Origin of the sequence: Pontibacter sp. HSC-36F09 (genome assembly GCF_024171605.1) — a bacterium.
In the GTDB taxonomy this organism is placed as follows: domain Bacteria; phylum Bacteroidota; class Bacteroidia; order Cytophagales; family Hymenobacteraceae; genus Pontibacter.
Genome location: NZ_JALKAA010000002.1, coordinates 454,911 through 470,951, shown reverse-complemented (window position 1 = coordinate 470,951; position 16,041 = coordinate 454,911). Strand labels below are relative to the sequence as shown.

The following is a 16,041-nucleotide window of genomic DNA, read 5'->3' as shown; positions in this document are numbered from 1 at the left end:
TCCCATTAAATATTATGCCAGAATATTCTGATGGAGCTATATTTTTTTTAATGCTGCTGCTATACCTGCACCCGGTACAACATGCCGCCTGCTATCTTTTTGCGGCTGCTTACGTTTAAAGCAAAGACAGGCATTTTGCCTGCGCCGCACTTGGGATTAGCCATACGCGCTCTTCCCCATCAACCAAATAAAATCATATGCGCAAATCGAGGGGCAACTTCCACGAAACTGTTGTTTCCATACCTAACCGGGACGAGATCATCCTGAGCGCCGAGCGGTTTCCGTTCAAGGCGACCCTTAGCCTGTCACCGCTGGTGACTTACTGGGAAAACAAGATCAAGACCGACCCGAACTGCAATGTGTCTCGCGTAAACGAGCTGGCCGGTTTGCTGCGCCAAAATCCTGCGCTGCTGGAGCCTATCGAAGATGTGTCCATTATCAATAAATACATTGATACGGTCGACATTCTGATGGAGGACATTTTCCCGAGTGCCCTCTGGGAGAACGATCTGCGCGCCACTGTGCTGCCTTTTCACTTCGACAGCTTCTACGCCACGCCGCGCCTGGAGGAGCTTGACTTGCTGGGAGGTGGTAACTATACCCAAAAACTCAACCTCGACCTTAAAACGCTGCTCTTCCGCCAGACGCTCTCGGCCTATACCTTGATCTTGGAGAAATTCTACAACGCCAACTTTTTTGTGGACGAGCCCTTTATTTTCAGCATCAAAGACAAGTTCACCAAACTGGACCGGCACTACAAGCTGATCACCGATCTGAAGTTCATGAAAGTGAAGGCCAAAGGGCCGATCAAGCAGCTCAGCACACAGGAAATAAACTTTCTGATCAACCGCTACAACGACCTGGACCTCTGGATGCAGAAGATTCCGCCGGAGAACTTTGAGTTTAGTGGCTTTGCCATCTACGATTTTACGGACGTGACCAACGAGGCGACCATCTCATCGCTGCGCTACGACCTCCTCGACCAGGACTCAGTGACCACGCCGGAAGGGTTTGAGAGCCTGCAACAGAAACTGCGCGTGCTCTTCGGGCTGCCGGGGCTGCGGCTGGGTCTGGCCTCCCTGCCCGCGCTACATGAGTTCGACACCAACTTTACCCGCAAAACCTGGAACGGACTGGTGCTTCAGAAAGACTCCCATGTCAAACTGGAAGACCTGACGGAGTCCATCTACGCCCCCGTGCTCATTAAGGGCAATACCATTATAGTAGACGACCTGGAGCAGCTGGACGAGACCAACAGACTGGAGCAGGAGCTGATTAAGTCCGGTGTACGAAACCTGATCATCGCGCCGCTCCAATACGAAGGCAAAACGATCGGCATGCTGGAACTAGCGTCGCCTATACCTGGCGAACTGAATGCACTTTCCACGATCAAGCTCAAGGAGATACTGCCGCTTTTTGCCCTGGCGCTCAACCGCATGCTCGACGAGTTGCGCAGCAGTATTCAAAATATCATCAAAGAGAAGTACACGGCCATTCACCCGATTGTGGAGTGGCGCTTTACGCAGGCAGCCATCAACCTGCTCGATAAGATGGAACGAAATGTACCGGCCGAGATCGAGCCGATCGTGTTCCGCGACATCTACCCGCTCTACGGGGTATCGGACGTGCGCAGCTCGGCTTCGGAGCGCAACAAAGCCATTCAGGGCGACCTGCTCGACCAGTTGGTGCTGGCCAAAGAGGTGATTCTGGCCGCCAAAGACAAGCTGCCGCTCTCCATCCTGGACGAGTTGATCTACAAGATAGACAAGTACTCGCAAAACATCGTGCAGGAACTGGGCTCGGGCGATGAGGCGGTGGTGCTGGAGTTTCTGCGCAGTGAGATCGAACCGCTTTTCAATCACTTCACCCAGAAGTACCCTTCCACCCAAAAGGCCATTGAAACCTACCGCAAGGCCACCAACAACCCGAATGGCGTGGTGTACAACAAGCGGCGAGCCTACGAAGAGAGTCTATACCTGATTAACGACACCATTTCCAGCTTCCTGGACCGGGAGGAGGAAAAGGCGCAGCAGATCTTTCCGCATTACTTTGAGAAGTATAAGACGGATGGCCTGGAGTATAACATCTACATCGGGGCATCGCTCTTGAACAGTGGTCATTTTGAGGAGCTATACCTGAAGAACATGCGCCTCTGGCAGTTGATGCTCACCTGCGAGATTGCCCGTCGCATACACAAACTGCGCGCTAACCTGAAGCTCCCCCTCGAGATCACCCAGCTGATACTGGTGCACAATAACCCTATCTGCATCCGCTTCCGGCTCGATGAGAAGAAGTTTGATGTGGAGGGTGCCGACAATATCCGCTATGAGATTCTCAAAAAGCGAATTGACAAGGCCACGCTGCGTGGCACCGAGGAGCGCCTTACCCAACCCGGCAAGGTCGCCATTGTGTACACGCAGCCACGTGAAGCGCAGGAATACCGCCGCTACATCGACTTCCTGCAGGCAGAAGGTTATATTGAAGAAGAAATAGAAGACCTGGAGATAGAAGAGCTACAGGGCGTGCAGGGACTAAAAGCGCTCCGCATTTCGATCAATTTCCAGGAGCAGCTGCGCCACGACATTGATGCCGGCGACGAACTGCTGCAGATCGCACGCGCGGCCACTCTCAACTAAAATTGCACTTTTATACAAAAAGCATTTTTTTTAACTAGAACATCTATTTAACAACAAGTTATAAATCAGAATCTTACAACGCAGTTAAAGTTGTAAGATTCTATCAATCCTAGCTATTCCTATAATTTTCTCTACAACAGTGCAATTATTTTAAGGGAAAGGGCGTTTTACCTGAGACTGCCGGGGAAGCGCCCTGTGCTGTTTATTTATTTTCACTTTTCAACTTTTAGCCAAATGAAATTGAAAAACCGTTTTTTACCCGCCATGCTAGTATTTGGCGTGGTAGCCCTATCGTCTTGCGAGAAAAACGACAGTGAGTCCTCTGCACAGCCTACATTTGACCGTGGCGCCCTGTCACACATTACGCTGGACTCCGCAGATGTTACTTCTTACAATGTGGTGGGCAAGCAGCTCAGCCAGGTAAACCACTACAACCCGGAAACCGGCGAGGTGGAGAGTCTAGACAAGTACGAGCGCGACAACAAGGGCCGCCTGATCAAGAGCACAACTTACGCCGGCAAAAGCCAGACGCTTCTGACAGAGCAGCACTATACCTACAGCGACAAAGGCGAGTTGAGCAAATCGGTGTCCACTTACTTCTCAGGTGGCAAGCCGGAGTACCAGACCTACACCACTTATGCTTACGACGCTGCCAAGAAGCTGAGCAAGAAGTCCGTTTTCGAAGGCACGGAGAAGAAAGGCAAACTGAAGTCATTCTCGACTTATGAGGTGATGCCGAACGGTAACTACGCCCAGGAAAAGCAGTTTGTGATCGATGGCACAGGAGAAGCTAAGCTTTACGCGACCACAACCAACTCTTACGATGCTAACCCGAACCCACTGCACGCTTTTGCAGAGCCAGGCTCGGCCAGCAGCCCCAACAACCTGGTGCGCTCTTCTATGGAAGTGCATAACAGCCAGAAGGCATTCACGCGCTCTTACTCTTACAAATACGACGACAGCGGCATGCCAATCAGCCAGACAGTGACATTGCCAAACGGTAAGTCCCAAACATTCAACTACGTGTACAGCAACTAAGCCTGATGCGTCAGTAGTGTCACAGCCCCCGGACCTCCGTGTCCGGGGGCTGTGGTGTTTCTGTCCTTCTCGTGCTGCAGGCTGGCCTCTGGTAATATTGCCGTAAAAAAGCTATATTTGTTACTGCACTAAACAAAAGATAATGTCGAAGACAAAAATAACAGTGAACAGCAATGGCTCTCTGCGTGTAGAGGGTGAGTTTGAGATTGTGGACAAGAACGGTAACGTATACGGGCTCGGTGGACGCGAACTGGTTTCGATCTGCCGCTGTGGCATGTCGAAGAACAAACCATTTTGCGACGGTTCGCACAAAGGGCACTTCGAGCATGATGCTGAAGCCTTCGATCTCCCTCCCAAAAAACAGTAACCGTAACACAACCTGTTCCCTATGGCAGAGCGCCTGATCACCGTTGCCACCTTCAGCCAGCCCACCGAAGCCCACATCCTGAAAGGACGTCTGGAGGCGGAGGGAATTCTCTGCTTTTTAGGCGACGAGCAAATTATCGCGGCACAGCCACTTTACTCGCTGGCAGTGGGCGGTGTGAAACTGCAGGTGACAGAAGGTGATGTGGAAGAGGCCCTCGAGTTACTGGGCCGTATAGAGCGCGGCACTAGTGAGTACATCATCGATGATAGCATTGAATTAGCGCCTCCTACGCAGGTATACGAGGATACAGAAGCCTGCCCGATCTGCGAGTCAAAAAACATCTCTGCCCGTGGGTTCTTTGGAGGCGTGCTCGGTATAACTTTGCCCTTCGTCAGCAAGCGCTACGGCTGCCATGACTGCGGCTATACCTGGAAAGAAAACTAAAAAAGCGCCCCTCAGGGCGCTTTTTTTATACCTGCTGTTTTCAGCTTTCGGGCTTACTTCAGGCTGTTTACCAGTTGCACATACTGCGCGCGGGCATCTTCCTGGCTCGTTCCTTCCAGGCTTTTCCAGGCATCCCATTTGGCGATGTTTTTAAAATCGAAACCACCCGGACGCTCTGTGTTCACATCCCCTTCCGTAGCCTGTTTGAATAAGCTGTAAAGTTGCAGCAAAATCGTATTCGATGGTCGTTCCGTCAACTCCTTCGACTGAGCTACTGCCTGCTCAAATTCTTCTTGTGTTGCCATAGTGTGCTAGATTAATCGTTTTTTTAGTGGTGACAAGGTATAAAAAAATACGCTGCATGCATAACTTTATTTTATAATTGAGTTTCCAATATTTTCCTTATTTTTATATTCTGTATAAAAAATACACACTATGAAAAAAGGACACAACAGCACAACGGCTCCGGCCCTACTGCTATCGGCTTGCTTGCTGGCGGGCACAGCCTGCAGCACCACACAACAACCCACCACAACCGAGACGGCCACGACTGAGCAGGCAGCCGACACCACGGCAAACGCTGATGTCGCGCAGCCGCAACCGCCTGTCGCTGCCAAGAAACCAAAAGAACTCACGGCGCACGGCCATACTCGTGTGGACAATTACTACTGGATGAACGAGCGCGAGAACCCGGAAGTGATCGCCTACCTGAACGCCGAAAACGCATACACCAAGCAGGTAATGGCCGATACGGAAGCGCTTCAGGAAAAGCTCTTCAACGAGATTGTGGGCCGTATCAAGCAAACCGACGAGTCTGTCCCCTATAAGAAGAACGGTTACTTCTATTATACGCGCTTTGAGGCCGGCAAAGAGTATCCGATATATGCCCGCAAAAAGGGGAGCCTGGATGCCAAGGAAGAAATCATGGTGAACGCCAACGAACGCGCCGAGGGCAAGAGCTATTATGCTGCCGCTGGCATGAACGTGAGCCCGGATAACCATTTGGTAGCTTTCGGGGAGGACACCGTAAGCCGCCGCCAGTATACCCTCCGCTTCAAAAATCTGCAGACCGGCGAAATGCTGCCTGACCGTATACCCAACACCACAGGTGGTGCGGTGTGGGCGAACGACAACAAGACCATTTTCTATACCATGAAGGACCCGTCTTTGCGTTCTTTCAAGATTTTCCGCCATACCCTGGGCACTCCCACATCGCAGGACAAGGAGGTATACCACGAAGCTGATGAGACGTTCAGCACGTTTGTGTATAAGACCAAGTCAGACAAGTACATCATCATCGGCTCTAGCAGCACACTCTCGCAGGAATACCGTTTTGTTGATGCTGCCAAGCCAACAGCCACTCCTAAAGTTATTCAGCCACGCGAGCGCGGTCTTGAGTACAGCGTCGACCATTTCGGCGACAGCTTCTACATCCGCACCAACAAAGACGGCGCGACCAACTTTAAGCTGATGAAAACCCCGGTGGGCAAAACCACCAAACAGAACTGGAAAGAAGTAATTCCACACCGTGCTGACACGTACCTGGAAGAGGCTGAGATCTTCAAAGACTACCTGGTGCTGCAGGAGCGCAAGAACGGCCTCACGGAGCTGCGCGTGAAGAAATGGAATGACCCGAAAACAGACTATTACGTGGATTTCGGAGAAGAAGCTTATACCGCCGGCATCAGCATCAACCCTGATTTCGACAGCAAAGTGCTGCGCTATGTGTACAGTTCGCTTACCACCCCAAGCTCCACGTTTGACTACAACATGGAAACGAAGCAGAAAACCCTGCTGAAAGAACAGGAAGTGGTGGGTGATTTCGACAAGAACAACTACGAATCCAAGCGTATTTACGCCACCGCCAAAGATGGCACTAAGATTCCAGTCTCATTGGTATACCGCAAAGGCCTGAAGCTCGATGGCAACAACCCGACCCTGCAGTACGCTTACGGCTCTTATGGTATCAGCATGAACCCTGGGTTTAGCTCCGTTCGTCTGAGCTTACTTGATCGTGGCTTTGTGTATGCTATTGCGCACATTCGTGGTGGCCAGGAAATGGGGCGCCAGTGGTATGAGCATGGCAAACTGATGAAGAAGAAAAACACCTTCACCGACTTCATTGATGTGTCGGAATACCTGATCAAGCAAGGTTATACCAATCCGGATAAGCTTTTTGCGCAGGGCGGTAGCGCCGGAGGCCTGTTAATAGGCGCTGTTGCCAACATGCGTCCAGACCTGTATGAAGGCATGCACGCCGCCGTACCGTTTGTGGATGTGGTCACCACCATGCTCGACACCAGCATTCCACTGACCACCGGTGAGTTTGACGAGTGGGGCAACCCGGCCAAGAAAGACGCCTACGATTACATGCTTTCCTACTCCCCTTACGACAACGTGGAAGCCAAAGACTACCCGAACATGCTCGTAACCACCGGTCTGCACGACTCGCAGGTACAATATTTTGAGCCCGCCAAGTGGGTAGCCAAGCTCCGCGAGTTAAAGACCGACGATAACCTGGTACTCTTCCAGACCAACATGGAAGCAGGACACGGCGGTGCTTCCGGCCGTTTCCAACCCTACCGCGAAACAGCCTTGCAGTACGCTTTCTTTTTGAAACTGGCTGGAATCAAGGAGTAAGTATAGCATTAGGAGTTAAAAAGAGGAAGCCCGCTGCAAATCCATCTGCAGCGGGCTTCCTCTTTTATACCTTGTCATTTCGACCCTTGGGAGAAATCTGAAATTTTGCTCGGACTTCGAAAGACTCCAGATCTCTCCCATCGTCGAGATAACATGAACGATTCAGTTTATAGCAGATATCTAGCTCATCTTCACTACTATTTTCCCAAACTGCTTGCCGGCTTCCATGTAGCGCATGGCTTGTTCGGTTTCCTCGAGCGGGAACACGATATCTACCACGGGCTTTACTTTCTTCTCTGCTACAAAGGCGATCATCTCGGTGAAATCCTGGTTGGTGCCCATGGTGCTGCCGTGTATGGCGAGTTGCTTCCAGAAAATCTCAGCCGGGTTAATTTGGCCGATCATACCGGTGGTGCCGCCATAAATGCCAATGCGCCCGCCTGGGTTAGCCAGTTTCACCAGTTGCACAAAACCTTCGCCCGCTGCCCCATCTATGGCTACATCAAACCCACCAACCATAGCTTTCAACTCTTTGCCCCAGTTTTCTTTCCTGTAATTAATGCCGCCTGTTGCACCCAGTTCTTTGGCCTTTTCGATCTTCTTGTCCGACCCTGATGTGACCCATACCTCCGCTCCAGCTGCTACCGCAAACTGCACGGCAAACAGGGCCACGCCGCCACCGGCACCCGTTATCAGCACCCGCTCACCGGCTTTCAAGCCGCACTTCGTGAACATGGCGCGGTAGGCCGTAACGCCGGCCAACGGCAGGGCAGCCGCTTCTTCAAAACTCAGGTGTGCGGGCTTGCGGTGCAGGTTAGTGGCTTTTACTTTCACGTAGTCTGCAAATGTGCCGTCCTCGGGCATGCCCAGCACCTTATATGCCTTACTGTGCGCCTGCGGATTATCGCCCCAGTCGGTGGAAGGGTCGATCACCACTTCCTGCCCTACCCAGCTCTCGTCCACCCCCTCACCTACTGCTGTTACTATACCTGCACCGTCAGACCCGAGTATGGCCGGGTAGTCTCTGGTGAAGTAGCGGCCGTACTGTATCCAGACGTCGCGGTGGTTCAGGGCGGCAGCTTTTACCTGCACAATGGCTTCTCCTGCTCCGGCAGTAGGTTTCTCTTTCTCGATCAGCACAAAAGGGCTGTTGATGGCTTCCAGGTAGATGGCTCTCATAGTAGTTGGATGAAGGTATAGGTATACAAAGGTATAACTTCTGCCCTAAGCTGAAAACCTATCGGGGCAGGCATTGGCTTTTTATAGGGGAGCAACTATCTTCGTTGCCAGCACAGCAACATAAGCGCACATGAATACCACGTACAGCATCCGGGAAGCCACATCAACTGACATACCGACCATCCACCAATTGGCCGAGGCTATTTGGGAGCCCACCTACCGTGCCATTCTCTCGCGGGAACAGATTGAGTATATGTTTGGGGTGATCTATACCTACGAAGCTCTGGAACAGCAAATGCAGGAAGGTCAACGCTTTGTTTTATTGCTGGACGCTGCGGAGCCGATCGGTTTTGCTGCCTATTCCATGAAAGATTCCTCAGACGCTGTATACAAACTCAACAAGATATACCTGCTCCCTTCGCGCCAGGGTGAGGGACTGGGCAATTTGCTGCTGACAGCGGTGGAAGAAAGGGTAAAGAAGGCAGGAGCCCGTTACCTGGACCTGAATGTAAACAAGTATAACCAGGCAAAAGCTTTTTATGAGCGCTCAGGCTACCGGGTGCTGCTGGAAGAGGACATCCCGATTGGCCCTTATTGGATGAACGACTACGTGATGCGCAAAGCTTTGGCATAAAAAAAAACGGGCAGCCTTTCAGCTGCCCGTTTTGTATCACTATCCCTATCGGTTCGGATTACTTCACTGCAATTGGATCTGGGTTTCCGTCCGGATCGTTCTTCACAGTGCCGCTTGTTCTAAGTGGTCCGTGCAGCAGGAGACCTGCTACGTGCGGAGACGCCATAGATGTGCCGCTGATCGTGTTATAACCACCACCTTTCCAGGTAGAGTTGATGCTCACACCAGGTGCGCAAACGTCTACCGGCGGGTTGCCATAGTTAGAGAAACTGGCCCATGAGTCAGAAGAGTTCATGGCAGAAACTGTGTACACGTTAGCATGGTTTACACGTGCAGGAGACGAGTTGTTAGCGTGCGTAGACTCGTTACCGGCAGCCAGGGCGAACTTAACCCCCTTGTTGGCAGCAGCAATAATTGCGTCATCCAATGCCTGAGAAGTTGGGCCACCCAAGCTCATGTTGGCCACGTCGCCAGACTGAGCAGCCGAAGCCACATAGTCAACACCAGCGATTACGCCAGAGTAAGAACCACTACCGCGTGAGTCCAGCACTTTTACGGCTACTACTGTAGCGCCATGTGCCACACCGATCACACCGATGGAGTTATTAAGAGCGGCAATCGTACCTGCTACGTGTGTGCCGTGTCCGTTGCCATCGTCAGCTGAGCCAGCATCTCTACCAGAGGTAAAGAACGTTCTGCTGCGGTTAACATCCACTTTCAGGTCTGGGTGGTCAAGGTCTATACCTGAGTCAATCACCCAGGCAGTTTTACCGGTACCGTCACCATAACCCACACGGGCAATGCCGTAAGGCACTGTCTGGGCTGCAGAACCGCCGCCACCTGTTCCTGGCTTCGCCAGCATCACAATTCTGTCTGGCTCGATATAATCTACACGGCTGTCGCTACGGAGCGCGTCCACCTGGTCATCCGACAGTTTTACTGCCACACCTACTAATGCCTGACCATAGGCCTGCTCAATTGTTGCATTGGAAATACCTTTAGAGGAGAGTAATTCCTGGCCCATTTCACGCACTGCGCCTACACGCTCGGCATAAGTAACAGTACCATCCAGACGCTGATTGGCATCTTTCTTAAATACTACAATGTATTGGCCTTTAATAACAGCTCCATTTTGGGTGGAGGTCTGTAAATTCTCTGCTACTTCAGTTGCTTCAGGGGCCTCAGAGTCGCAAGAGGTAAACGAAACGGCAGCAGTAGAGAGAGCTGCGCCAAATAGGACAGAACGCAGAACGTTCTTAACGCGTAAGGTGTTTTTCATACTTGTAAAAATGTTAGGTTAGTTAAAGTTTTAAGGTTTATTATAAGGATAGTGAAAGGCAAACTATTGAATGAGATTTATATATCCAAATAAAAGTATAATTTTTTTGGAAGCTTTTTTATGAAATGCACCTGGCGCTAGCTGCAGGCCACACGTTGTTGCAACATTTAAATTGCACTGAATTTAGCGCGCAAATCCTCGCTCCCACGGCAATCAGGGCACTTTTTGGGGTGTATGCAAAGATCAGAATATTTGGAGCCGCCTTTATACGTTGTTCGTAATGCAAAGTTTGCATTCAGGAAGCACTATCCTTGAAAAGTCAAATTTTAATCCTATTTTAATGACTAGCCGGTGCAATTTTATTTGCAACCTATACCTACAGTTCACTATATTAACAGATGCACTAAACTCACCGTTATGAACTATTTGAAAAAAACACGCGCTCCCCGGCATCTCCTCTGGGTGATCGCTTTCTTCATCAGCCTGACAGGCTGCCAGCCCAACACAGAAGAACAGACTAAATCCGAGAATCTGGAGACCGATACGGAGGCCAAGCTGGAGCCGCTCACTTCAGAGAGTGCCGTCGCCATACTGACTGCCTACGAAAAAGAACACGCTGACAGCCTGATCCTGATCAGCACGCGCCACGGTGATATCAAGCTGCGGCTATACCCTGAAACACCGCTGCACCGCGCCAACTTTGTGCGCCTTACAAAAGCGGGCTTTTATGACCAGGGGGAGTTTTACCGGGTCATCAAAGGATTTGCCGTGCAGGGCGGTGACTCTGATACCCGTACCATGAAAAACGGGGCGTACAAAATTCCGCAGGAGTTCAACCCCAAATACATTCACAAGCGCGGAGCCCTGGCCATGGCCCGCTACGGCGACGAGCGCAACCCGGAGAAGGAATCCTCATCCCACAACTTTTACATTGTGCAGGGAGAGATCAAAACTGTTCAGGAACTAAGAGCATTAGAGGCCAAACACAACATGAAGTATACCCCACAGCAGATTGCGCTCTACACCACGATCGGCGGAGAGCCCTCACTGGACCAGGAGTACACAGTGTTTGGAGAAGTGATAGAAGGTATGGAAGTAGTCGATAAGATCGCCGAAGAGCCGGTAGACGGGCAAAACTGGCCACGTGATATTGTCCCGCACACGATCAAGACGATCAATCAATAAATATCTTATTTAACGTATAAAAACAAAATGCCCCGACCTGTTTGGCCGGGGCATTTTGTTTACAGGCAAGGTATAGGTATACCTTACTGCACCTGACGGTTCTTCACGTAGGTGTTCAGCCAGGTGTCCATTTCCCACAGCATGTGCAGGATTGACTCACGGGCTGCGTAGCCGTGGCTCTCGTGCGGCAGGAACACTAGTCGTGTGGTGGCACCGTGGCCTTTCAGGGCGTTGTAGAAGCGCTCGCTCTGCACCGGGAAGGTACCGGAGTTGTTGTCAGCCTCGCCATGAATAAGTAGGATAGGCGTTTTAACTTTATGAGCTGCAGAGAACGGAGACATGCGGTTGTATACCTCCGGTGCCTGCCAGTACGTGCGCTCCTCCTGCTGGAAACCAAACGGTGTGAGCGTGCGGTTGTAAGCTCCGCTTCGGGCTATACCTGCGGCAAACAGATCAGAGTGTGCCAGCAAGTTGCCGGTCATGAAAGCACCGTAAGAATGTCCGCCCACGGCAATGCGCTTCGGATCGGCCACGCCCATACCTACTGTCTTGTCGATAGCAGCTTTGGCACTAGCTACCAGTTGCTCCACGTAGGTGTCATTTGGCTGCGCATCTCCCTCCCCTACAATCGGGAAGTCCGTGCGGTCGAGGACGGCATAGCCTTGCGTCACCCAGAACAGCGGCGAACCAGAGCTGATGCGGGTAAACTCGTAAGGCGAGCTCTTCACTTGTCCGGCAGCAGCGGCATTCTTGAACTCACGCGGATAAGCCCACATCAGCATCGGAAGCGTTCCGCTACCTTTCTTGTAGTCTTTCGGCAGGTATAGTACCGCCGTTAATTTCACACCATCGTTACGCTCGTACTGCAGCATCTCTTTCTGCACGCCTTGAAGTTGCGGGTATGGATGCGGGAATTTTGTTACCTGCGTCATGCGCTTCTTGTTCAGGTCACGCACAAAGTAGTTCGGCACCTCCTGCTCCGACTCACGACGGGTGATGATGCGCTTGCTGTTCAGATCGATGATGTCCACCGGACGCTCGTAATAAGGGGCCTCAGAGCGGAACAGGATCTTCGCTTTTTTCGACTTCAGGTTGAATTCACTCAGGAACGGACGGTTGCCTTCCGGTGAGCCACCTTCACTGATCATGTAAATGTTGTCACCTTTCTTATCAGTTAGCAACACACTGCGGCCATACTGGTTTTTGGTGTATACCGGACTGCCCGGGTCACTGTAACCGTCTTCGTAAGAGCGCTCGATCAGCACCGTGCCGGCCTGCGCAGGCTTCGATGGATTCACGCGAACGACGCGCTCAGTGCGGGTTTTCCAGAGGCGCTCGTTTATAAGAGCCAAGTCATTATTGCCCCACTGTACACCACGATAGCGGTACTTGGTACCGGCCAGTTTAGCAGGCTTTCCGGAGAAAGGTGCATCCAGCATGAACACTACGTCGCGCTCAGCAACTTCTTTGCTGGCATCACCACCATCCTGCGCTTCTGCCCAATAGAGCGTAGCCGCTTTGTCAGGTCGCCAGTTGTAGCCACGCGGACCTTTGGCCACGTTATCAAAACCAATCGGAATATCTTCGGCGAGTGGCAGTTGGGACAATTGCTTCACTACTTTACCATCACGGCCCCACACCTCCACATTGTAAGGGAAGTAATAGTGCGGCACCAGGTATGAGTAAGGTTTCTGGATCGTTTCCACGAGCAGGTACTGCCCATCCGGCGATACGTCGGCACTCTTGATAATGCCGGCCTGACCTACATTTTGCTGTTTTCCGTCCAGGCTCACCAGCTTCAGCTGGGTCTGCATGTAGTAGTCGAAAAGCTGCTCGTCGTACTTGTTCTTGAGCAGATCCTGGTAGGTGCGCGAAGGATTTGCCTTACCAATGTTTTGCTGAATGTTCGGGCCCGTTGGTACCAGGTTAGCCTTTGGCATTTCGCCACGCTTCTCGTCCACAAACTTCACGAGCAGCGACTTGCTATCCGGCAACCACGAGAATGGACTGCCGCTATACGCATCGTTCAAGGCGGCGTCAGTTAGCTTGCGCGCCTGTCGGTCGGCTATACCTGCTGTCCACAGTTCGATGCCATTGGCTTTGGTGATGGTGAAAGCGATCTGTTTTTCGTCCGGCGACCAGGTTACGTAAGAGATCTGGGCATTTTGCGGTATACCTGCCAGCTCAAACTCCTGGCCGCCATTCACCTGCTTTAGCTTGATATTGTTGATAAAAGTGGCGCGGCTCTGCCCGTTAGTGGCGGGGTTGATGCGGAGTCCAGCCAGACGGCTTTCAGGTTGCGCAAGCTCCTCTATGCTGGGGTAGCCTGCCCGCTCAAGCAGCAGCATCCAGTCGCCTTTGGAATTAATGCTGACATTTGGTGTAGAAGGCGCGTCGATAATAGAGGCAATGGCCTCGGGTGGTCGCTGGTAGCCGGTGATGGCCTGGTTGCCGTTCTGCGCAAAAACGACAGGAGCCGGGGAGCCCGCCAGTAGCAACAGGCTCAGCAACGAAGCGGCCAAGCGCTTCGGGGTTCTCAGAGTCTTGATGTGCATGTTTCTTTTAAGGTTAGTAGGTTAGATGTGGGATTAGACAGTTAGTGAGGTTGAAGGTTTAAGCCAGAAATCAGCATTCAAAGAAATCAGGCCAGTCTTCTCCGGGCTGGCAATTTTTATAGCAGGCTTAATATATCTAATTATATCCTTAACTTAATACTGTTCTGAAAAAATCACCTTGCTCACTCACATTCTTACTGGGTTTCCTTGGTTCCTTTACCTCCTTGGCGCAGCATTCTTCCATATCTAACTCGGAAATTGCCAAAGGCACCACCTATGTGGTAGGCACAGGCAACATTCTGCAAGTAGACACCTATACTTTATAACAAGTCAAGCATTCGGTCTTTCATCAGGCAGGAAAAGCTGGTCTGTCAGGGAAAGACAGAAATTCATTTGTAGGCATGAATGAACCCGGGACAACAGTTATTACAGGAGGGCCAGTCTCTAAGGCATATGGGCAAAAGCGAGCCGGTCAGCTGAAACTGGTGAACACCAATATCCAGTAAGCTTTCGCTTAACAGTCCTTTTACAAATCAAGGCTGCGGCTATTGCCGTATGATAATCGCACAGGGCATTAACAAACCTAATTCACTACATTTACTTCTACAAGTCAGCGGGAAGGAGTACCGAATACTGCCGATCCTCAATAAACCAGCGCACAAAATTATCCGGATGAAAGTACAGGAGCTTACATCTTCTACAGGCAAAACTTACCTCACCATTTATTATGATGAGCATAACAAGTGGGTGTACAACGATTGGATCGGCTATGTGTCTCCTGAAAACGTAAAGCAGGGTAGCCTTGCCGTACTGCAAGCCATTAAGCAGCATAAAGCCTCCTGCGGACTGAACGATAACCGTAACCTGGTAGGGCGTTGGGATGAATCAGTGGAATGGATTGAGCAGGTATGGATACCTGCCGCCGCAGAAGCAGGATTGCGATATTATGCGCACATTGCCAATGAAGATGCATTTGCAGCCGCTTCCTCAGCCGATATGCTGGATCGGGTACAGGGTCGCTTCGAGATGCGTATCTTTAAAGATATAGACGAGGCCCGCAGTTGGCTCACGGCCTGTCAGCAAAGTTAAGCCGAAGGTATAGGACTGCACGTACATGAACTAATTCACAAGTTTTCCTCTTTAAAAGAGAAGCAATTCAAACTAATACATGAGCAAAGGATTTGAGGTACCTGATAAGGTGATATATGTGTGCACGGGCAGCAAGTGCAAGAAGAAGGGCGGAAAGGAGATCGGCAAAATGCTCCGCAACATGATCAAAGACATGGGCCTGAAAGGAAAGGTAGAAGTGGTGAAGACCGAATGCACTGACCGCTGCGATTTTGCCCCTGTCATGAGTTTTCAGCCTGACAATGTGTGGCTGCAACATACCACCGAAGAAAAGGCCAAACAAGCTTTCAATGACCATATCCTGAAAACAGACGGTCAGGTATAGGTATAGGGGCCACTAATAAAAAAAAGCCTTTGGAGCGAATCCAAAGGCTTTTGCTTTTATAGTAGGGTTAATTATCCCTCGTAAGTATCCTCGTATGTGATTTTCGGCACACGCTTGTCGATCTCGTACTGGCCTGTTCCCTCCTCGCCTATCACATCGAACAACTCAAGCGCACGGCGGGCTACATATTCTTCCTCGATCTGCTCTTTCAGGAACCACTGCAGGAACGTGAACGTCACAAAGTCTTTGGTTTTCATGCACTTGTCAGCCATGCGGTTGAATGATTGTGTTACAGCGATTTCCTGCTGCAACGCTTGCTCAAACACGCCTCTGAAAGACTCGAATTCGATCTGAATACCTGAAATATCCGGAGAAACGGCACGGCCGCCCATATCAGACACGTACTTAAACAGACGCAGCATGTGCTCGCGCTCCTCGTCCGACTGCTTCTTGAAGTAACCTGCACTGAAGTCGAAGCCGTTGCGGTCGCACCAGGCTGACATGGCCAGGTACATAGCCGAAGCGTCTGCTTCCATTTTGATCTGTTCGTTGAGTACTCTTTCTATCTCTTCGGTAAGCGAAGTTCTTAGCCTTAATAAATCCTTCATAGGTATAGGGGTGTTTTTCGTTC

General features: G+C 51.1%; 14 protein-coding genes. 9 read left to right on the top strand and 5 right to left on the bottom strand.

Annotated features, from left to right (window positions below; translation table 11 throughout):
- Positions 1-197 precede the first annotated feature (197 nt).
- The 4 genes from L1278_RS08055 to L1278_RS08040 all read left to right on the top strand — a co-directional run bounded on the left by L1278_RS08055 (position 198) and on the right by L1278_RS08040 (position 4,485).
- Positions 198-2,636 carry a GAF domain-containing protein gene (locus L1278_RS08055; protein ID WP_253402676.1) on the top strand — a complete coding sequence of 813 codons (2,439 nt, stop codon included), beginning with the start codon at positions 198-200 and terminating at the stop codon, positions 2,634-2,636.
- 234 nt (positions 2,637-2,870) lie between these two features.
- Complete coding sequence (locus L1278_RS08050) at positions 2,871-3,674, top strand: hypothetical protein (protein WP_253402674.1); 804 nt, start codon at positions 2,871-2,873, stop codon at positions 3,672-3,674.
- A 142-nt stretch (positions 3,675-3,816) separates the two neighbouring features.
- The gene (locus L1278_RS08045) at positions 3,817-4,041 is read left to right on the top strand and encodes a CDGSH iron-sulfur domain-containing protein (RefSeq protein WP_188502415.1); all 225 of its coding nucleotides are present in this window, start codon (positions 3,817-3,819) and stop codon (positions 4,039-4,041) included.
- A gap of 21 nt (positions 4,042-4,062) precedes the next feature.
- Entirely contained in the window at positions 4,063-4,485 is a 423-nt protein-coding gene (locus tag L1278_RS08040) for a DUF2007 domain-containing protein (RefSeq protein ID WP_253402673.1), read from the top strand.
- A 53-nt stretch (positions 4,486-4,538) separates the two neighbouring features.
- Here the strand turns inward: L1278_RS08040 and L1278_RS08035 are convergent, their stop codons facing one another.
- Positions 4,539-4,790 (bottom strand): acyl-CoA-binding protein, encoded by a 252-nt coding sequence (locus tag L1278_RS08035; RefSeq protein WP_188502413.1) that lies wholly within the window; start codon positions 4,788-4,790, stop codon positions 4,539-4,541.
- Positions 4,791-4,920: 130 nt separating this feature from the next.
- Between L1278_RS08035 and L1278_RS08030 the strand changes: the two genes are divergently transcribed.
- Positions 4,921-7,125 carry a S9 family peptidase gene (locus L1278_RS08030; RefSeq protein WP_253402671.1) on the top strand — a complete coding sequence of 735 codons (2,205 nt, stop codon included), beginning with the start codon at positions 4,921-4,923 and terminating at the stop codon, positions 7,123-7,125.
- A 180-nt stretch (positions 7,126-7,305) separates the two neighbouring features.
- Here L1278_RS08030 and L1278_RS08025 read toward each other — a convergent pair whose 3' ends face one another.
- Positions 7,306-8,304 carry a zinc-binding dehydrogenase gene (locus L1278_RS08025; protein WP_253402668.1) on the bottom strand — a complete coding sequence of 333 codons (999 nt, stop codon included), beginning with the start codon at positions 8,302-8,304 and terminating at the stop codon, positions 7,306-7,308.
- Between the two features lie 130 nt (positions 8,305-8,434).
- Between L1278_RS08025 and L1278_RS08020 the strand changes: the two genes are divergently transcribed.
- Entirely contained in the window at positions 8,435-8,938 is a 504-nt protein-coding gene (locus L1278_RS08020) for a GNAT family N-acetyltransferase (protein WP_253402666.1), read from the top strand.
- 58 nt (positions 8,939-8,996) lie between these two features.
- On the opposite strand, the gene L1278_RS08015 is transcribed toward L1278_RS08020, so the two are convergent.
- Positions 8,997-10,217 carry a S8 family serine peptidase gene (locus L1278_RS08015; RefSeq protein ID WP_253402664.1) on the bottom strand — a complete coding sequence of 407 codons (1,221 nt, stop codon included), beginning with the start codon at positions 10,215-10,217 and terminating at the stop codon, positions 8,997-8,999.
- A 417-nt stretch (positions 10,218-10,634) separates the two neighbouring features.
- Between L1278_RS08015 and L1278_RS08010 the strand changes: the two genes are divergently transcribed.
- A complete protein-coding gene (locus L1278_RS08010; RefSeq protein ID WP_253402662.1) occupies positions 10,635-11,402 on the top strand; it encodes a peptidylprolyl isomerase in 768 nt (255 codons plus the stop codon).
- Positions 11,403-11,485: 83 nt separating this feature from the next.
- Here the strand turns inward: L1278_RS08010 and L1278_RS08005 are convergent, their stop codons facing one another.
- Complete coding sequence (locus L1278_RS08005) at positions 11,486-13,957, bottom strand: prolyl oligopeptidase family serine peptidase (protein ID WP_253402660.1); 2,472 nt, start codon at positions 13,955-13,957, stop codon at positions 11,486-11,488.
- 672 nt (positions 13,958-14,629) lie between these two features.
- On the opposite strand from L1278_RS08005, the gene L1278_RS08000 reads away from it, so the two are divergent.
- Together L1278_RS08000 and L1278_RS07995 are read left to right on the top strand one after the other, a co-directional pair.
- Positions 14,630-15,046: an STAS/SEC14 domain-containing protein gene (locus L1278_RS08000; RefSeq protein ID WP_253402658.1), complete on the top strand. Its 417-nt coding sequence runs from the start codon at positions 14,630-14,632 to the stop codon at positions 15,044-15,046.
- Between the two features lie 79 nt (positions 15,047-15,125).
- Positions 15,126-15,410, top strand: coding sequence for a ferredoxin (locus L1278_RS07995; RefSeq protein WP_253402656.1), 285 nt, complete (start codon positions 15,126-15,128; stop codon positions 15,408-15,410).
- A 71-nt stretch (positions 15,411-15,481) separates the two neighbouring features.
- Here L1278_RS07995 and L1278_RS07990 read toward each other — a convergent pair whose 3' ends face one another.
- The gene (locus tag L1278_RS07990) at positions 15,482-16,018 is read right to left on the bottom strand and encodes a ferritin (protein WP_253402655.1); all 537 of its coding nucleotides are present in this window, start codon (positions 16,016-16,018) and stop codon (positions 15,482-15,484) included.
- Between the last annotated feature and the right edge of the window lie 23 nt (positions 16,019-16,041).

What these genes read in the sequence shown, in the direction of transcription:
- L1278_RS08030 (WP_253402671.1), top strand. Translation starts at nt 4,921, where the DNA reads ATGAAAAAAGGACACAACAGCACAACGGCTCCGGCCCTACTGCTATCG.
- L1278_RS08020 (WP_253402666.1), top strand. Translation starts at nt 8,435, where the DNA reads ATGAATACCACGTACAGCATCCGGGAAGCCACATCAACTGACATACCG.
- L1278_RS07990 (WP_253402655.1), bottom strand. Translation starts at nt 16,018, where the DNA reads ATGAAGGATTTATTAAGGCTAAGAACTTCGCTTACCGAAGAGATAGAA.
- L1278_RS08055 (WP_253402676.1), top strand. Translation starts at nt 198, where the DNA reads ATGCGCAAATCGAGGGGCAACTTCCACGAAACTGTTGTTTCCATACCT.
- L1278_RS08040 (WP_253402673.1), top strand. Translation starts at nt 4,063, where the DNA reads ATGGCAGAGCGCCTGATCACCGTTGCCACCTTCAGCCAGCCCACCGAA.
- L1278_RS08050 (WP_253402674.1), top strand. Translation starts at nt 2,871, where the DNA reads ATGAAATTGAAAAACCGTTTTTTACCCGCCATGCTAGTATTTGGCGTG.
- L1278_RS08005 (WP_253402660.1), bottom strand. Translation starts at nt 13,957, where the DNA reads ATGCACATCAAGACTCTGAGAACCCCGAAGCGCTTGGCCGCTTCGTTG.
- L1278_RS08010 (WP_253402662.1), top strand. Translation starts at nt 10,635, where the DNA reads ATGAACTATTTGAAAAAAACACGCGCTCCCCGGCATCTCCTCTGGGTG.
- L1278_RS07995 (WP_253402656.1), top strand. Translation starts at nt 15,126, where the DNA reads ATGAGCAAAGGATTTGAGGTACCTGATAAGGTGATATATGTGTGCACG.
- L1278_RS08025 (WP_253402668.1), bottom strand. Translation starts at nt 8,304, where the DNA reads ATGAGAGCCATCTACCTGGAAGCCATCAACAGCCCTTTTGTGCTGATC.
- L1278_RS08015 (WP_253402664.1), bottom strand. Translation starts at nt 10,217, where the DNA reads ATGAAAAACACCTTACGCGTTAAGAACGTTCTGCGTTCTGTCCTATTT.
- L1278_RS08045 (WP_188502415.1), top strand. Translation starts at nt 3,817, where the DNA reads ATGTCGAAGACAAAAATAACAGTGAACAGCAATGGCTCTCTGCGTGTA.
- L1278_RS08035 (WP_188502413.1), bottom strand. Translation starts at nt 4,790, where the DNA reads ATGGCAACACAAGAAGAATTTGAGCAGGCAGTAGCTCAGTCGAAGGAG.
- L1278_RS08000 (WP_253402658.1), top strand. Translation starts at nt 14,630, where the DNA reads ATGAAAGTACAGGAGCTTACATCTTCTACAGGCAAAACTTACCTCACC.